General features: G+C 60.4%; 16 protein-coding genes. 12 read left to right on the top strand and 4 right to left on the bottom strand.

Features of this window, described 5'->3' with window-relative positions; translation table 11 throughout:
• Position 1: 1 nt before the first annotated feature.
• On the top strand, positions 2-1,009 hold the full coding sequence (locus LHL23_RS11645) for a flagellin (RefSeq protein ID WP_226429969.1): 1,008 nt from the start codon (positions 2-4) through the stop codon (positions 1,007-1,009).
• Positions 1,006-2,112: a flagellar basal body P-ring protein FlgI gene (locus LHL23_RS11640; RefSeq protein ID WP_226429968.1), complete on the top strand. Its 1,107-nt coding sequence runs from the start codon at positions 1,006-1,008 to the stop codon at positions 2,110-2,112. The genes LHL23_RS11645 and LHL23_RS11640 overlap by 4 nt, the downstream gene beginning before the upstream one ends.
• A gap of 395 nt (positions 2,113-2,507) precedes the next feature.
• On the opposite strand, the gene fliP is transcribed toward LHL23_RS11640, so the two are convergent.
• Genes fliP through fliF form a run of 4 tightly spaced genes read right to left on the bottom strand, consistent with a single transcriptional unit; the run spans position 2,508 to position 5,806 of the window.
• Positions 2,508-3,251, bottom strand: coding sequence for a flagellar type III secretion system pore protein FliP (gene fliP, locus LHL23_RS11635; RefSeq protein WP_222477030.1), 744 nt, complete (start codon positions 3,249-3,251; stop codon positions 2,508-2,510).
• On the bottom strand, positions 3,248-3,544 hold the full coding sequence (locus LHL23_RS11630; RefSeq protein WP_222477035.1) for a FliM/FliN family flagellar motor switch protein: 297 nt from the start codon (positions 3,542-3,544) through the stop codon (positions 3,248-3,250). The genes fliP and LHL23_RS11630 overlap by 4 nt, the downstream gene beginning before the upstream one ends.
• Positions 3,537-4,136 (bottom strand): ABC transporter ATP-binding protein, encoded by a 600-nt coding sequence (locus LHL23_RS11625; RefSeq protein WP_226429967.1) that lies wholly within the window; start codon positions 4,134-4,136, stop codon positions 3,537-3,539. The genes LHL23_RS11630 and LHL23_RS11625 overlap by 8 nt, the downstream gene beginning before the upstream one ends.
• On the bottom strand, positions 4,136-5,806 hold the full coding sequence (fliF, locus tag LHL23_RS11620; RefSeq protein ID WP_226429966.1) for a flagellar basal-body MS-ring/collar protein FliF: 1,671 nt from the start codon (positions 5,804-5,806) through the stop codon (positions 4,136-4,138). Before fliF ends, LHL23_RS11625 begins: the two co-directional genes overlap by 1 nt.
• A 119-nt stretch (positions 5,807-5,925) precedes the next feature.
• Between fliF and LHL23_RS11615 the strand changes: the two genes are divergently transcribed.
• The 10 genes from LHL23_RS11615 (at position 5,926) to LHL23_RS11570 (ending at position 15,706) form a co-directional block, all read left to right on the top strand.
• Positions 5,926-6,450: a flagellar basal body-associated FliL family protein gene (locus LHL23_RS11615; protein ID WP_226429986.1), complete on the top strand. Its 525-nt coding sequence runs from the start codon at positions 5,926-5,928 to the stop codon at positions 6,448-6,450.
• A 9-nt stretch (positions 6,451-6,459) separates the two neighbouring features.
• Complete coding sequence (locus tag LHL23_RS11610; RefSeq protein WP_222477041.1) at positions 6,460-6,906, top strand: hypothetical protein; 447 nt, start codon at positions 6,460-6,462, stop codon at positions 6,904-6,906.
• Positions 6,906-7,520, top strand: a complete 615-nt coding sequence (locus LHL23_RS11605; protein WP_226429965.1) for a MotE family protein — start codon at positions 6,906-6,908, stop codon at positions 7,518-7,520. The genes LHL23_RS11610 and LHL23_RS11605 overlap by 1 nt, the downstream gene beginning before the upstream one ends.
• Before the next feature lie 78 nt (positions 7,521-7,598).
• On the top strand, positions 7,599-8,468 hold the full coding sequence (gene motA, locus LHL23_RS11600; RefSeq protein WP_222477046.1) for a flagellar motor stator protein MotA: 870 nt from the start codon (positions 7,599-7,601) through the stop codon (positions 8,466-8,468).
• The gene (locus LHL23_RS11595; RefSeq protein ID WP_226429964.1) at positions 8,465-10,927 is read left to right on the top strand and encodes a hypothetical protein; all 2,463 of its coding nucleotides are present in this window, start codon (positions 8,465-8,467) and stop codon (positions 10,925-10,927) included. The genes motA and LHL23_RS11595 overlap by 4 nt, the downstream gene beginning before the upstream one ends.
• 128 nt (positions 10,928-11,055) lie before the next feature.
• The gene (locus LHL23_RS11590; protein WP_226429963.1) at positions 11,056-11,364 is read left to right on the top strand and encodes a hypothetical protein; all 309 of its coding nucleotides are present in this window, start codon (positions 11,056-11,058) and stop codon (positions 11,362-11,364) included.
• On the top strand, positions 11,357-13,450 hold the full coding sequence (gene flhA / locus LHL23_RS11585; RefSeq protein WP_222477049.1) for a flagellar biosynthesis protein FlhA: 2,094 nt from the start codon (positions 11,357-11,359) through the stop codon (positions 13,448-13,450). The genes LHL23_RS11590 and flhA overlap by 8 nt, the downstream gene beginning before the upstream one ends.
• The gene (locus tag LHL23_RS11580) at positions 13,447-14,226 is read left to right on the top strand and encodes a flagellar biosynthetic protein FliR (protein WP_222477051.1); all 780 of its coding nucleotides are present in this window, start codon (positions 13,447-13,449) and stop codon (positions 14,224-14,226) included. The genes flhA and LHL23_RS11580 overlap by 4 nt, the downstream gene beginning before the upstream one ends.
• Positions 14,223-15,311, top strand: coding sequence for a flagellar type III secretion system protein FlhB (flhB, locus tag LHL23_RS11575; RefSeq protein WP_222477052.1), 1,089 nt, complete (start codon positions 14,223-14,225; stop codon positions 15,309-15,311). The genes LHL23_RS11580 and flhB overlap by 4 nt, the downstream gene beginning before the upstream one ends.
• Positions 15,308-15,706: a hypothetical protein gene (locus LHL23_RS11570; protein WP_226429962.1), complete on the top strand. Its 399-nt coding sequence runs from the start codon at positions 15,308-15,310 to the stop codon at positions 15,704-15,706. The genes flhB and LHL23_RS11570 overlap by 4 nt, the downstream gene beginning before the upstream one ends.
• Positions 15,707-15,737 lie beyond the last annotated feature (31 nt).

Raw genomic sequence — 15,737 nt, 5'->3', positions numbered from 1 at the left:
CATGATTATTAATTCTTACGGCGATATGGCGCAGCACCTCTTTCTCCGCGGCCGCAATGCGGATCTGAAGGAGAACGTCACCACGCTTTCCGAAGAGTTTGCCACAGGTAAAACCTCCAACCTGACTGAGCGGCTTGGCGGTGATTTCACCTATCTAGCAGATCTGGAAAGCACTCTGAACCGGCTCGACAGCTATATGGTTACAAATGGCGAGGTGCAGCTGTTTGCAACCACGGTCCAGGGCAGCTTAGAAAAGGTTCAAAGCCAGGTGCAGGCTCTGCGCAATGATATCCTGAGGCTGTCGCCGGCAATGGATGTTTACAACGCCGAACAGTTCGGCAGCCAAGCTAAGCAAAAAATGGAGAGTGCCGTCAACCTTATGAACACGTCTGTTGGCGGGCGCACAATTTTTGCCGGGACCGCAACGGATACCAAGCCGCTGAATGATTCCGGCACTCTGATGACTGCGATCCTCACCGAAGTGTCAGGGCTTACGACAAGCAATGACATCATCCAAGCGGTCAAGGACTGGTTTGACGACCCGGCTGGCTTTGATGCGGTCATGTACCAAGGCTCCGCCACAGCCCTGCAGCCCGTGACCGTGGGCGAGGGGGAACAGGTCTCTTTGGGCATTCAAGCCAATGACGACAAACTCAAGCATACGCTGCAAAGCTATGTCATCACGGCGCTGGCCGATGAGCCCGGCCTCGGATTGAACGACGACGTGAAGATCGATCTGGTCATCGAGGCCAGCAGCGAGCTGACCGAAAGCGAAGACCGGCTGATCAAGGTGCAGGCCGATGTTGGCTTTGTCGAGGGGCGCCTGGACGCGATCAACGCCCGCAACGAGGCCTCCAAAACCAGCCTGAGCATCGTCAAGAACAACCTGGTCTCTGCAGACCCATATGAAACCTACACCCGGCTGCAGGAAGCGCAAACACAGCTCGAAGGCCTTTACACGGTCACCGCGCGCAGCTCGCAGCTTTCCCTGCTGAAGTACATCTCATGATTGGATTTCTTCGTCTTCTCATCTCGTGCCTGTTCCTGCTGCCGGCAGTGGCTCAGGCCAATACAATCCGCCTGAAGGATCTGGTGGAATTCGACGGCGTGCGCGGCAACGACCTGGTTGGCTATGGCCTGGTCGTTGGTTTGGACGGCACCGGTGACGGGTTGCGGAATTCGCCCTTCACCGAAGAAATCATGTCCAACATCCTTGAGCGGCTGGGTGTCAACGTGACCGGCGAGCAGTTCCGTCCCAAGAATGTTGCCGCGGTTTTTGTCACTGCGACTCTGCCGCCCTTTGCCCGGGTTGGCAGCACCATTGATGTGACAGTATCTGCTATCGGCGACTCCAAAAGCCTGCTGGGCGGCACCTTGATCATGACCCCCCTCAATGCAGCTGACGGGCAGATCTATGCGGTTGCACAGGGTACCATCCTCGCTGGCGGCGCCGTTGCCGAGGGGGATGCCGCTGTTGTGACCCAAGGGGTGCCGACGGCGGGGGTGATCCCGTCCGGCGCCCGCGTTGAGCGGGAGATTGATTTTGATCTGGCCTCGCTCAGCTCCATGCGGCTGGCGCTGCGGGAGCCTGATTTCACGACTGCCGGGCGGATTGAACGGGCCATCAACGCGGAGTTCGGCAGCAATGTCGCCCTGATGCGGGATTCCGGTACAGTTGAGGTTGATATCCGCCGGACCAACACGCGCTCGACGGCTCATGCCGTGGGCCGGATCGAGAACATTCTGGTGGAGCCCCAGCGCAAGGCGCGGGTGGTGGTCGATCAGCGCTCAGGCACAATTGTGATGGGCAGTGACGTGCGGATCTCCCGCGTGGCCGTGGCTCAGGGCAATCTTACTCTGCGGATCGAAGAGACCCCGCTGGTTGTGCAGCCGAACCCTTTTGCTGATGGTGAATCGGTTGTCGTTCCGCGCACCGGTGCCGCCATCGAAGAAGAGGAAGGCATTCAGCTGGCAGAAGTTCCTGAGACCACGTCGCTGTCTGAAGTTGTGGCAGGTCTGAACGCCCTGGGCGTGTCGCCGCGGGACATGATCGACATTCTCAAGAGCTTGAAGGCGGCGGGAGCCCTGCACGCGGAGTTTGTGGTCCGCTGAAGCGACTTGCAGAAAAGAAAGCTACCCCGGCCTTGCGCGCAATGGCCGGGGCTTTCTGTTTCGGAAAATCGTACCCTGCGGCCTTTGGCCGGATCGTCAAATCAGAGACCAAACACCTGAGCGCCTCAAGGTTCTGACGATGAAGTGAGCGGCCGGAGGGGGACAGGTGGAGTGGCGGCTGTGCGGTGTCCCATTCCGGCAAGTGATAAGGCGCGTTTATCCGTTTCGGCCTGCAGGACTGGTTCCTGAGCAGACAGCGCCCAGCATATTGCCGGAACTGACTGCATTGCAGGCGGATTGATGGCAATCATTTGCCAGAAGGGGTAGACGGGCCCAGCTTGCAAAAAAACCGGGCACCTTGAATGCCCGGCTTGTTTCAGCGTGAAGCAGCTGAGTCAGGGATAGTAACTGCGCACCAGCGCGGTGGCGATCAGGCTCCAGCCGTCAGCAACGACAAAGAAGGCCAGTTTGAACGGCAAGGACACAATTGCGGGCGGCACCATCATCATCCCCATCGACATGAGAATCGCTGCCACAACGAGGTCGATTACAAGGAACGGCAGGAAAACCAGAAAGCCGATCTGAAACGCGCGTGCGATTTCCGACAGCAGAAAGCTGGGAATCAGTGCTGACAGCGGTGCTTCAGGGACCGGGTCCAGGCCCTGGGTCTCGGGTCTGAGATCTGCAATCGCATAGAAAGTGTCGGGATCCAGCCGGTTGGCCATGAAGGCGCGAAACGGATCCAGGCTGCGGGTGATGGCCTCCCCTGGTTCCAACTGCTCTTCCAGCAGAGGGTTGATCCCGGTGGCCCAGGCCTCAGTGAAAACCGGTTCCATCACGAAATACGTCAGAAACAATGCCAGGCTGATAATCAGCATGTTTGGCGGCGCCTGCTGCAGGCCGATGCCCTGACGCAGGATCGACAGAACCGTCACCAGAAACGGGAAGCAGGTGATCATGATCAGCAGGCCGGGAGCCAGGCTGAGCACGGTAATCAGCAGGATCAGCTGGATCGAGCGGGCCGAGATCGACTGCCCGTCTGCCAGTGAAAGACTCAATTCTTGAGCCAGGGCGGTGTGCGGCAAGGCCAGCAGGAGCGCTGAAACCAGAGCCGCCCGCACAAAAGTTGTGTGTATCATCCCAACCCGCTTTGCAGATCGGCAATTTCTGTCAGGCGCACGGCAAGCTGACCCGCCTGGTCGCCTTCCAGTTCTTCGAGCTGGCCGCGCGCGACCAGCCGGTCGCCGACATAGAGATCCACGGGATCTTCGACCCGCTTGTCCAATGTCAGGACGGCGTTCTCACCCAGGCTGACCAGATCGCGGATCAGCGGCCGGGCTTTGCCGACGGAGACAGTCACCTCGACGGGAACCGAAACAAAGGGATTGCCCGCATCGGCGGATTTCAGGTTCAGATCGGCAGCATCATCCATACTGGCTGTCCTCATTTGCGTGGTAGGTAAAGGCCTCAATCGAGTCCTGGATCGATTCAAGCAGAGCGTCGCAATTGATTTCGCATTCGGTACTGCCGACGCTCAGGTAGGCTTGCCCCGGAGTCAGGACGCTGTCTTCCCGCACGGTCACAGGCACGGAAAAATTCTCCGGCAGGAGGCTTCGCACCGCAGCGGCTTCGCCAGGGGAGACCACGATCTGCATCGGCTGGTCAGTCTGACCTTTGGCCATTTCCGCCAGCTGATCGACAATGTGATGCCCAAAGGAGGCTGCCATTGCATCCGGCAGTACGGCGCTGGTCAGGACCTTGAACATCGGGTCCAGCGAGTCGAGCAGCTGGCCTTGCGCTTCGTGGAACGTAAAGCTGAGGTCTTCGAGGGAACTGGCAAGCTCGGCGGAAATCCGGATGTTTTCCTGGTCCTTGGCAGCTACCGCATCGTCCCAGCCGGCGCTGTAGCCGTTCTCGAAGGATGCAAGGCGCTGTTCTTCCAGCACTTCCTCGGACACCGCAGGCAAGGCAGGTTCCACCAGAGTTTTCATTCCGAAATCTTCCAGCAAATGTGCAATTGTCATCAGGCCTGCTCCTTATTCTCTTCCAGCCAGCCGCGCAGGATCTGGACAGTTTCTTCCTGTCGTTCGCCAATCAGGCTGCGCAGGCGGTCGACAGGATCATCCATCCCGCCGCCCAGAGCCGGCAGGCCGGCGGCGCCCATCATGTCGCCGGTTCCCATGGCCGGCAGGCCGCCCAGCGGTTCGAACTGACCAGTTTCATTGTTTTGGATTTCACCATCCAGTGCGAGCCCTGCACCGAGGTCAGGCGCGGTCATGAAACCGCCGCCGTCCATGCCTGGCAGACCCGGCAGCCCATTTTGGTCCGGCGCAGGCAATGCCGCAGCCGGAGCGGCTTGGTTCGACAGAATCGGTCGCACCACGAAGAGGCCCAGGACCAGGCTGACAACGGCCAGTGCCGCAATCTGAACCAGCGACATGGCATCGAAATTCAAGTTGTCGATGAAGGAAGCTGTGGCCACTGATCCCTGCGGCTCAACTGCGGGCAGTTCCATCGACTTGAGGGTAATGACGTCCCCGCGGTCCGCGTCGTAGCCAACCGCAGCGGAAATCAGTTCCCGCATGGCATCCAGCTCATCCTCGGGCCGGGGCTGGAAAACGGTTTCGCCTGCATCATTTGTGGTTTCGGTGCCGTTGATCAGGACCGCCACGGTCAGGCGCTTAATGGCGCCCGGACCGCGCAGGATTTCCTTTTCGGTTTCCGAGATCTCATAGTTGATCCGTTCCCGGGTTGCGCTGGTATTGGCCTTGGTGCCCTGGCCGGAGGCGGCATCACCGTCCGGAATGTTTGAGGCTACGGTCACTTCGCCGGACTGGTTGGTAGAGGAATCGGCGCGCTCTTCTACATCGGTGCTGACAGCGACGCGGCTTTTCGGATCCACCCGTTTTTCGCGGATCGATTCGGTGTCGGTGACGGTTTCCACGCTCACTTCGACAACTGCATTGCCCTGGCCGACTCGGGCTTCGACCAGACGCAGGACGCGTTCGCGAAGCGTCTGAGAACGGTCATCTGTCCCGGCCCCGGCTGCCGCAGCTGCGTCCGTGGAGCCGATCAAGGCGCCATTGGCATCAATCACGGCCACGTTGTCCACCGCTAGGCCGGTGACTGCGGACGAAACCAGAAAGCGGATGGCATTGGCCTGCGGCGGCGTGATGGGCGATCCCATTGGCACGATGGAGACGGATGCCGTTGGTTCCACAGAACGCTGAAAGGGATTCGAACCGGTATTGGCGATATGCACCCGTGCCTGGCTCACATGCGGGCTGGCGACAATAGTACGGGCCAATTCGCCTTCCTTGGCGCGCCAGTAGGCGGCGTCGAACATCTGCGAGGTGGTGCCGAACCCGCTGAGCGAATCGAGCAGCTCATAGCCCTTGCCCCCGTTGGCGGGCAGGCCTTCGCTGGCCAGGGTCATCCGTAGTTCGTCCCGCTGGGTGGACGGCACGTAGATTGAACCGCCGCGCACTTCAAATTGCGTGCCGCGCTGTTCCAGCGCCCGCACCACATCTCCGGCCGAGCCGCTTTCCAGCCCGGCATAAAGCAGTGTCATTGTTGGCTTGCTTGCCACATGGGACATCGCGATCACGCTGAGAATCATGATCACCGTGGCCCCCACGGCAATCAGGCGCTTTCGCATGTCCATTTCTGCCCAGACATTCTTGATCTGCTGCACATTAACCTCCGTCGCACCGGCGTTCTCTCCGGTCTGCAACCGTTTTGACGGATCGCCCTTAACATTCGGTTAGTTCCTCGCAGGTTATGAAGATGCTGCACGACGTTTTAGGGATAGCCATGACAGACGCTGCAGTAGATATCGAAGCACAAGCCCAGGCCAAGAAAAGCAAACTGCCCCTGATTATCGGGACAGTGCTGGCACTGGCGGGCGCGGGCGGCGGATTCTTTGCCGTTCAGTCAGGCCTTCTTCCCTTTGGTCAGAAAGCGGCGCCAGAACCGGTGCCCGCGGCCGAAGTGGCGCCAGAAGGCGTGGACAGTGGTGAGACGGCGGAGGATATCGCCAATCTTGCCTTTATCGAAATGGACCCGATTCTGATTACCCTGCGCAAAGCCAGCGGTTTGAAGCATTTGCGGTTCAGAGCACAACTTGAGGTCGGCCTGGAGCACCAGGCCGAGGTTGAAAAAATCCTCCCGCGGGTTGTCGATGTCCTGAACAGCTACCTGAGAGCATTGGAGCTTGAGGATCTTTCCGATCCGATGGCACTGCCGAAACTGAGAGCGCAGATGCTGCGGCGGATCAACATTGCCACCGGCCAGGGCCGGGTGCGTGATCTGCTGATCATGGATTTCGTACTGAACTAGGAGGACAGGATGGACATTATTGCTGATATCCTGCTTGCAGCCGGAGCGCTGGGCGCCGGATTCTACTGTCTGGTGCTGTCGCGCCGGCTGAAGCGGTTCAATGACCTGGAAAAAGGCGTGGGCGGCGCGGTTGCCGTGCTGTCTGCGCAAGTGGACGATCTGAACAAGTCGCTGCAATCGGCGCAGCATGTTTCCGACGGGTCCAGCAAGGCTTTGCAGCAGCTGACCGGGCGCGCCGAATCGGTGGCTCAGCGGCTGGAGCTGATGATGGCTTCCATGCACGACATTCCGGAGGCCGGCACTGCGGCAGCGCCCGCTCCGGCGGCAGCGGAAGACGCGGAGATGGCGGCTGCTTACGAGGCTGGTCCGCAGCCTGCTGACGAGCCGCAGGAAGAGCCCAAGTCTTCCGGTCTGATGTTTGTGCGCCACAACCGCAGCCAGAACCGGGTGGCGTGATGGCGAGGGCGGCTAAGAAAACCAGGCGCTTCCGGCGCAGCGGCACGCTGACGATGCTGGCGGTGCTTCTGATGGGCTCCGCGGCCGTGCGGCTTGGGCTTGAGGCGGGGCCGGCAATTGCCCGTGAGGTCGCCAGCCTGCAAGAGACTGGCGGCGACTCTCCTGCACACAAAGGCGAGCCGCTACGGGATGCGATGCCTTCGTCCGCGGAGCTGCAGACCATGCTGGCTGCGTTTCAGCAGCGGGAGCAGGAATTGGCTGCCCGCGAAGCGGAGATCCAGGACCGCATGAAAGCGCTGGAAATTGCGGACCAGGCAATTGACAAAAAGCTCGCCGCGCTGGAGCAGGCAGAGGAAGAGCTGCGCGCGACACTGGCGCTGGCGGATGGCGCAACCGAGGCCGATGTGACCCGGCTGACAACAGTTTACGAGCAGATGAAACCCAAGGAAGCGTCGGCGCTGTTCGAGGAAATGGACCCGGCCTTTGCGGCGGGGTTTCTGGCCCGGATGCAGCCTGAGGCCGCGGCGGGAATCATGGCCGGGCTCAGCCCCGAAGCCGCCTATACCATCAGCGTGGTTCTGGCAGGGCGCAACGGATCCGTGCCCACGGAGTAACTTGGGCGCGGCGGCTTAGTCATTCCTTAGGAAGACTCGCCTAATCTTATAAAAACCAACGGAATTCGGAGTGGACCTATGATCGGGATTGTAGGCATTGTGGTGATCTTTGCCATGGTGTTCGGCGGATACCTTCTGGCCGGCGGCAAGATGGCGATCATCCTGAAGTCGCTGCCGTTTGAGATGATGATGATTGGCGGGGCAGCTGTCGGGGCCTTCCTGATTGCCAACGATATGGGTGGTGTCAAACACACGCTCAAGGACATCGGAAAGGTGTTCAAAGGCCCCAAGTGGAAGCCGGATGACTACCGTGATCTTCTCTGCCTGCTGTTTGCGCTGATTCGCATTGCCCGGGCCAACCCGGTCGAGGTGGAGCAGCATATCGAAGACCCGGAAAACTCCTCTGTCTTCAACAAGTACCCCAAAATTCTGGCCGACAAGGAAGCGGTGAACCTGATCTGCGACACCATGCGCTCAGCCTCTATGAACTACGATGACCCGCACCAGGTTGAGGAAGTTCTGGAAAAGCGGATGGAAGCCAACCTGCACCACGCTCTGCACTCCAGCCACGCCCTGCAGACGATGGCCGATGGCCTGCCTGCACTGGGGATCGTCGCCGCGGTTCTGGGGGTTATCAAGACCATGGGATCGATCGACCAGCCGCCTGAAGTTCTCGGCAAGCTGATTGGCGGCGCGCTGGTGGGTACTTTCCTGGGCGTTTTCTTGTCTTACGGCCTGGTTGCACCCTTTGCGGGCAAGGTGAAGGCCGTGGTCGAAGAGGATGCCCATTTCTATCAGCTGATCCGTGAGGTGCTGGTGGCCAACCTGCACAATCATGCGGCGGCCATCTGTATCGAGGTCGGGCGCCAGAATACTCCCTCGCACTTCCGTCCCGGCTTCTCGGAACTTGAAGAAGCCCTCAAATCGGTGAAACAGGACGCAGCATGATCTGGCGAGCATTTGCCACTGCAGCCGTTCTTCTGACGGCAGGCGCTGCCCAGGCGCAGACGATTGTGACCCGCTCGGGCGAGCATAAGGGGTTCACGCGTCTGGTGATGCGGCTGCCGCAAGGCGCAGATTGGTCGCTGACACAAAGCGGTATGACGGCGACGGTGAACATCGGTGCGCCGGAAGCGGTTTTCGACACGTCGCGGGTTTTTAATCTGATCCCCCGAACCAGGCTTCAATCACTGGCGCAAAACGGCCCTGGCCAGCCGCTGAGGCTGCAGTTGGGATGCGATTGCACCGTCACCTCTTATGTGCAGGAAGACGGTTATCTGGTGGTCGATATCCGCGATGGGGGCCGGCCGGGCGGAAAACAGCAGCGTACATTTGCGGGAAATGTTCTGCCCCTCGCAACCCCGGTGCCGCAGACCGGCTACCGGTTCAATTTTCCTCAGCCGGCCGAAACAGATGCAAGGCTGGCGCTGGAGCTGGCAGCGGCACTGGCCGGCCAGCAGGGGCGGCCCCAAACGGTTCAGCCGCAGCTAGAGACTGAGCCGGCAATTGCGGAAACCGAATCTGGGGCTGCGGATGAACCGTTGGCCGAGGCTGCAGAGCCAGGCCTGAAGACGGACGGCAGCCAGCCTGCATTGGAGGCGGATGTCCAGACAGAGAAGACGGTCCTCGAAATTCCTGAAACCGATTTTCTTATCGATATGGAAGAAACCGAACGTGCTGCGACGGTAAACGAATCCGAGCAGCGGTTGCTGCAGCAGATCGGCCGGGCAGCGAGCCAGGGTCTTTTGAATGTTGCTGAAGAAGGGCTGGCGGATGCCGGCAGGGCTGCCGGACTTGACCCGCTTGGCGCAGCGGACAGGCCCCTGAACCCGCTTGCGCATATTTCTGTCACCTCAGCGATCGACCGTGAGACGGGGCTGGTTGCGGCCTCGTCTGGCAACCGCGGCGAGGCGTCCCACTGTCTTCCGGACCGCGACGTCGCGATTCAGTCCTGGGGCAATGAAAGCCCGTTTGCGGATCAGCTGGCGCCTCTGCGCAGTGCCCTGGTGCATGAATTCGATGGCGTGAATCCGGCTAGTGTCTATGCTCTTGCGCGGCTCTACCTTTATTTCAGCTTCGGGGCTGAAGCGCGTTCGATTATGACAATTTTGCCGCCAGAACAGCGCAATGAGCAGGAAGTCGCTTTGCTGGGGACGATGGCATTGCTGATGGATGGCACCGCATTGCCGGTCAATCATGCGCTCTCCGGGCAGCAGGGCTGTGAGAGCGACAGCGCGTTCTGGGGTGCATTGGCCGATGGAGTGATCAAGAAAAGCGCCAATACCGATGCCATCCAGCAGACGTTTTCCAAGCTGCCGCCGCATTTGAGGGTACATTTTGGCCCCAAGATCAGCACGATGTTTGCCGACGCCGGAGAGCACCACGTTGCCGAAGCTGTGCTGCGTTCAGTGGACCGGACCGGGGTGGAAGACGTCCCTGAGATTAATCTGGCCGAAGCAGCAATCGCCGAATTGGAAGGCGACACCGAAAAGATGGCCGAGGAACTGACCAGCGAAGTCGCGGAGAGGACCGGGAATGCTCCCGCAGCGCTGATTGATCTGGTGGCTCTAAGTGTCAAGGAACGCAAGGCGCTTTCGCCTGATGTGCCGGACCTGATCGCCTCTTACGAGCTGGAGCACCGCGACACGGAACTTGGCGCGGAACTGCGCCGCGCCCACGTTGCCTCGCTGGCACTGATGGGGGAGTTTCACGGTGCCTTCAGGGAACTGAACAGCGTGAGCGACAGGGACGGGCCGAAAGCGCGGGCAGCAGCCCTGGAACCGCTAATGCTGCTGCTGGCAGAACGAGCCGATGATGTGACGTTCCTGCAGTACGCGCTGGTTTTTTCCGCGCAGGCGACCCCGGCTGAGGCAGCACCCGTGGCCGCGCAGGTAGCGCGCAGGCTGCTGAACCTGGGCTTTGCGAGACAAGCTCAGGACCTGCTTACCAAACTTGCTCTTGAGCCTGAGAACGAAACCCGACGCCTGCTGATGGCTGAAGCTGCCCTGGGCCAGGACAGGCCGCACCGGGCGCTGGTTGAGCTCATGGGGCTGGAAGGGTCAGAAGCCAACCGCATGCGTGCGCAAGCATTGTGGCGCAACGGTGAATTCGGCCGGGCCGGGGAATACCTGCTGGCCGAAGATGACGCGGACGCGGCCGCCCGGGGTTTTTGGCATTCCGAGAACCTAGGGGCAATTGAGGCCATCGGCGCGGATTCCGGTGCGGCGTTCGGAGCGGTTGCCTCTGTCACAACGCAAATCGGTGAAATCGCCAAGGACCCCGAAGGACTAGCGCCTTTGGCACACGCGCGGGCGCTGGTCGAAAGCAGTGCAGGTACGCGAGGCGGCATAGCAGAACTGCTGAACCAAGTGGGCACAGGACGCGGAAATCCTGAGGCAAGCCAGTGACCTGAACAGGGATGCACGGCTTGTAGGCCGCCTTGTCTCAAGGCGGCCTTGGTCCCCGATGATAACACTTTGTCAACCGGCTGCCGGTAACGTGACAAACGGGTGAATCCTGATTTGGAACGGGCAGAATGCCGGAAAACTACTCGAAAAAATGCCCGAACGGGCTGATTCTGCGCGCAACAGGCGCAGAGAGCAGAGCGGCAGCTCTGCTGAAATCTCTTCCCATAGCGATTTCGTTCCGCTGCCAGCCGGCTGCAGCGGCTGTTGCTGATGCTGTTTCCTTACAGACAGCAGCTGGGCGGCCTTTTGTGCGGCGTGAGCCGGAGCTGGGCGTCCGCAGTCTGAACAAGCCTCGTCTCAAGCTGTCTCCATCACGGCGCAGCCAGGCTTCCAACCCGTTGAAAGCAATCCAGAAGCGGGGCTTGAACATTGCCTAAGCTGACAACTGAACAACTTTTCAGCCCGACTGTGCTTCTGGCGCTGGCTTTGATGGCGATCATTGTGATGATGATCCTGCCAATGCCGGCCTGGGTGCTGGATGTCGGCCTGGCGGCCTCTTTTGCGCTGGCCATCCTGATTTTCACAATCACGCTGTTCATCGAGCGGCCGTTGGACTTTTCGTCGTTTCCAACGATTCTGCTGGCTTCGCTCATGCTGCGGTTGTCGCTGAACGTGTCCTCGACAAAGCTGATCATCGGACAGGGGCATACCGGCACCGACGCAGCGGGTAATGTGATCGAGGGCTTTGCCCAGTTTGTTATGGGGGGCAGCGTCTTCCTCGGGCTGGTGGTGTTCGGCGTTCTGCTGATCGTCAACTTCATGGTGATCACCAAGGGTGCCGCGCGGATGGCCGAGGTGGGTGCCCGCTTTGCGCTGGACGGGATGCCCGGCAAACAGCTTGCAATCGACGCGGATATGTCGGCCGGGGCCATCGACCATCAGACCGCCAAGGAGCGCCGGGAACGCGACCAGCAGGAAACCACCTTCTTCGGCTCGCTGGACGGCGCGTCGAAGTTCGTCAAGGGCGATGCCATTGCCGGTTTGCTGATCACCCTGCTGAACCTGGTCATGGGGTTGATCATGGGCGTTCTGGTCCATGGAATGCCGGTTGGCAACGCGTTTGAAACCTACGCAATTCTCACGGTTGGCGACGGTCTGGTGTCGCAGATCCCGTCCGTGATCATTTCGATTGCCGCTGCGCTGCTGCTGGCCCGCGGCGGCACCACCGGTGCCACAGACATTGCCCTGTTCGAGCAATTCGGCCGCCACCCTGCCGCGCTGACGACGGTTGCGGTTCTCATGGTGCTGTTCGCGCTGGTTCCGGGCCTCCCCTTCCTGCCTTTTGTGATCGGCGGCGGGGTGCTTGGCTATACTGCGTTCCGGATGGCCAAGAAAAAGAAGGACGACGCCGAAGCCGAGATCGAAGAGAAGATCGAAGAGGCGTCCGACCCGGCTGCATCGCGGCCGCTGGGCGACATCCTCGACCTTGACGACCTGCATCTGGAATTTGCACCGGACCTAGTGAGCATGGTGCTGGATGCCGGAACCGGTCTGGATGCACGCATAGCCAATATGCGGTCTCATATTGCCACCACATTCGGCCTGATTCTTCCCGAGATCCGTCTCACCGACCAGAATGAACTGGATAGGGGAACCTATTTGATCAAAGTGCAGGGCGTTGAACAGGCCCGCGGCACGTTGCATCCCGACATGGTTCTGGCACTGATGCCTGACAATCACGATGCGCTGCCGGCCGGCACCGATGTGACAGAGCCGGTTTATGGTGCGCCTGCCCGCTGGATTTCCGCCAAGGCGCAGGAGCAGGCCGCCCTGTCCGGGGCGACCGTTGTCACCCCGCCGGAGATTTTGGCGACCCATCTTTTGGAAACCATCAAGCAGAATTTCCCGCGTCTGCTGACGCTCAAGTCGCTGCGCCGCCTCCTGGACGAGATGACCCAGCTGTCCGATGGCTTCCGCTCTGAGTCAAACCGCAAACTGCTGGATGCGCTGGTGCCGGACAAGGTTCCGATGGACACCCTGCACGCGGTGCTGCGGCTGCTGCTGGAGGAACGGGTGTCTATCCGAAACATGCCGCTGATCCTCGAATCGATTGCAGAGGCGCGGATGCACACCACTCAGCCGGAGATGATCTGCGAGCATGTGCGCCAGCGGCTGGGCTTCCAGCTCGTGGCTGAGATGAAGCGCGACGATGGCACCATTCCGCTGATCCAGCTGGCGCCGGAATGGGAGGACAAGTTCTCCACCTATCAAGTGGACGCGCAGGGGGCTGGCCTCGATATTGCCTTGCCGCCTGACTTGTTCAACAGGCTTGCGGACGGGCTGAGTGACAAACTGGGCACCACGACGGATCAGGGTGTCTTCGCCGCGGTGGTGACCTCAACCCGCCGCCGCCGGTATCTTAAGACCATTCTGAAGTCCCGCGGCATCAGCAATCCTGTGCTTTCGTTTGAGGAAATCGGCCTCGAGGCGCGTCCGGCCCTCGTCGGGATGGTTCAGGCATGAACATGAACTTCCTGCCGCCAGAGCTGGTTCTGCTGCTGGGGGCAGGGTTCTGGCACGCAGCCATCGTTTTCCTGAGGGTGTCCGCCATGGTGTCGGTCCTGCCCGCGATGGGGGAGCTGTACGTACCGACGCGGGTCAAGCTGGCAGTGGCCGTTGCATTCACTTTTGTGGTGGCACCTGCGCTTCCAGCGTTTCCCGAACCGGACGGGATCTTCGATTACGCCCGCTTTGCAGTGACTGAGGCGATCATCGGCCTGGCGCTGGGCATCGGTGTGCGGATCTTTGTTTTTACGCTTCAGACAGCGGGTGCAATGGCCGCGCAAAGCACGTCGCTGTCGCAAGTGCTGGGGGGCATCGGTGCGGAACCAATGCCGGCACTTGGAGCCGTGCTCATGATTTCGGGTGTGACCCTGGCGGTGATGCTGGGGCTGCACGTCCGGGTGGCAGAGCTGCTGATCGGGTCATACCAGATGTTTCCTGCCGGCCAGTTCCCTGCTGCCGCCGGGCTGGCCGAATGGGGAGTGTTCAGGGTGTCGGAAAGCTTCTCACTGGCCTTCACGCTGGCGGCTCCGTTTGTAATCACCGCGGTGATCTACAACTTGGCTCTCGGGGTGATTAACAGGGCCATGCCGCAGCTTATGGTCGCGATGGTCGGTGCGCCGGTCATTACTTTCTTCGGCCTGTTCATCCTGATGGTCGGCAGCCCGATGATACTGGATGTCTGGTCCCGCGCATTGATGACATTTCTCGTGAATCCCGGAGGCGGCATGCCATGAGCGGCGGCGACGACGATTCTGACAAGTCATTCGAGCCAACGGAACAAAAGCTTCGCAAGGCCCGCGAAAAAGGCGAAGTCGCGAAATCCACAGACCTGTCGGTGGCGGCGGCTTACTTGGGTCTGATTGTTGCCTTTTATGCGGCCGGCAGTAGCAGCGTCGAGGGAACCGGCACCGCGCTGATGGCGTTTCTGGACCAACCAGACCGGCTGGCACAGCTATTCTTCGAAGGCTCCGCGGCCGCTCCGTCCGGGGGCTTCGCCGGCAGCTTGATACGGCCCATCCTGCCATGGTTCCTGGTGCCATTTGCGCTTGTTCTGCTTTCGATTGTCGGCCAGCGGGCCCTGGTTTTTGCGCCCAGCAAGCTGGAGCCGAAACTGTCGCGCATTTCCATCATTTCCAACGCCAAGAACAAATTCGGCAGGGCGGGACTGTTCGAGTTTCTGAAGAGCTTCCTGAAGCTGTTGCTCTACTCGGTGTGCCTGAGCGTCTATCTGACTCACCGGCTGCCGGACATGATTGCCTCCTCCGGCACCGGTCCCCAGTCGGTGGTAACGATGCTGTCGCAATTGGCATTGGAGTTTCTATTCTTGGCGCTGATCATCGCATTGGCAATCGGTGTTGTTGATGCAGCCTTTCAGCATGCTGAACACCGCCGCAAGAACATGATGTCGCGCAAGGAAATCCAGGACGAAATGAAGGATTCCGAGGGCGATCCGCATATGAAGGGCAAGCGGCGCCAGCGCGGCCAGGAAATTGCGATGGGGCAGATGATGGCCGATGTGCCGAATGCGGATGTGGTGATCGTGAACCCGACCCACTACGCGGTAGCCCTCAAGTGGAGCCGCGAGAAGGGGGCCGCACCGGTTTGCGTCGCAAAGGGGGTTGATGAAGTGGCTGCGGCGATCCGGCGTGTGGCGAATGAAAACGCTGTCCCGATCCACAGCGATCCGCCGACCGCCCGGGCGTTGCATGCAGCCATAGAGATCGGCGACGAAATTCTGGAAGAGCATTATGCGCCGGTTGCCGCCGCGATCCGCTTTGCCGAGGAAATGCGCAAACGCGCCAAGGGGAAAATCACATGAAGCAAAAGATGCTGGATCAGATGGCGGCGGTGACCGCGGCGCAATACATGCAGGAACATGCCAAGATCCAGCCTGCCCTGGCCCGCGAAGCGGAGCTGCGCGGCCAGCTGGCCAAGCTGAACGCACAGGTGCAGGCAGCCCGGGAGCAGGCGGATGGCGATCATGCCATGAAAGCCCTGGGCGCGGATCTCCTGTGGCAGGGCTGGCATACCCGCACACGGCGCCAGCTGAACATGGAGCTGGCGCAGGCTACTGCGCAGAAGCTGCGGATGATGGATCAGCTGCGTAAAGCTTTTGGACGTAAGCAAGCGGTAGAAACCATGGCCGCAGCCGAACGAAAGCGGCACAAGGCTGCCCAGGCAAAGGCGCTGATGGACAGATTGCTCGACGGTTGACGGGCCTGAGATCCTGCACATAGAAAACAGG

The sequence above is a fragment of the Leisingera sp. McT4-56 genome (assembly GCF_020514995.1).
Lineage (GTDB): Bacteria > Pseudomonadota > Alphaproteobacteria > Rhodobacterales > Rhodobacteraceae > Leisingera > Leisingera aquaemixtae_A.
This window is presented reverse-complemented; position numbering and strand designations above follow the sequence as displayed.

Bases quoted from the DNA above. Each gene is read 5' to 3' on its own strand.
- LHL23_RS11645 (WP_226429969.1), top strand. From the start codon at position 2: ATGATTATTAATTCTTACGGCGATATGGCGCAGCACCTCTTTCTCCGC.
- LHL23_RS11640 (WP_226429968.1), top strand. From the start codon at position 1,006: ATGATTGGATTTCTTCGTCTTCTCATCTCGTGCCTGTTCCTGCTGCCG.
- LHL23_RS11610 (WP_222477041.1), top strand. From the start codon at position 6,460: ATGGACATTATTGCTGATATCCTGCTTGCAGCCGGAGCGCTGGGCGCC.
- LHL23_RS11590 (WP_226429963.1), top strand. From the start codon at position 11,056: ATGCCGGAAAACTACTCGAAAAAATGCCCGAACGGGCTGATTCTGCGC.
- flhB (WP_222477052.1), top strand. From the start codon at position 14,223: ATGAGCGGCGGCGACGACGATTCTGACAAGTCATTCGAGCCAACGGAA.
- LHL23_RS11595 (WP_226429964.1), top strand. From the start codon at position 8,465: ATGATCTGGCGAGCATTTGCCACTGCAGCCGTTCTTCTGACGGCAGGC.
- LHL23_RS11605 (WP_226429965.1), top strand. From the start codon at position 6,906: ATGGCGAGGGCGGCTAAGAAAACCAGGCGCTTCCGGCGCAGCGGCACG.
- LHL23_RS11570 (WP_226429962.1), top strand. From the start codon at position 15,308: ATGAAGCAAAAGATGCTGGATCAGATGGCGGCGGTGACCGCGGCGCAA.
- LHL23_RS11630 (WP_222477035.1), bottom strand. From the start codon at position 3,544: ATGGATGATGCTGCCGATCTGAACCTGAAATCCGCCGATGCGGGCAAT.
- LHL23_RS11625 (WP_226429967.1), bottom strand. From the start codon at position 4,136: ATGACAATTGCACATTTGCTGGAAGATTTCGGAATGAAAACTCTGGTG.
- fliP (WP_222477030.1), bottom strand. From the start codon at position 3,251: ATGATACACACAACTTTTGTGCGGGCGGCTCTGGTTTCAGCGCTCCTG.
- LHL23_RS11615 (WP_226429986.1), top strand. From the start codon at position 5,926: ATGACAGACGCTGCAGTAGATATCGAAGCACAAGCCCAGGCCAAGAAA.
- LHL23_RS11580 (WP_222477051.1), top strand. From the start codon at position 13,447: ATGAACATGAACTTCCTGCCGCCAGAGCTGGTTCTGCTGCTGGGGGCA.
- motA (WP_222477046.1), top strand. From the start codon at position 7,599: ATGATCGGGATTGTAGGCATTGTGGTGATCTTTGCCATGGTGTTCGGC.